This is a genomic window from Bacillus sp. VA13 (assembly GCF_055710085.1).
Genome location: NZ_JBVQPP010000034.1, coordinates 1 through 253, shown reverse-complemented (window position 1 = coordinate 253; position 253 = coordinate 1). Strand labels below are relative to the sequence as shown.

At 42.3% G+C, this 253-nt stretch carries 1 pseudogene; it reads left to right on the top strand.

Going from position 1 to position 253, the window contains the following annotated elements:
• A pseudogene (locus AC0C66_RS21625) lies at positions 1-253 on the top strand (integrase core domain-containing protein); the annotation flags it as partial.

Genomic DNA, 253 nt, shown 5'->3' with positions numbered 1-253 from the left:
GCCTGAGAACTGCGTGTTACATAGTGACCAAGGTTCTGTGTATACATCTTACGAGTATCAAAAAGCTGTTAACACAAAAGGCATTACCATGAGCATGTCCCGCAAAGGGACGCCCGCTGATAATGCCCTCCATCGAATCGTTTCATTCCTCACTAAAGTCTGAAACGTTCTATCTTAACAGCATTGATCGAACTACGACCGCCATCGTAGAACGCACTGTCATAGAATACATTCATTATTATAACAATATTCG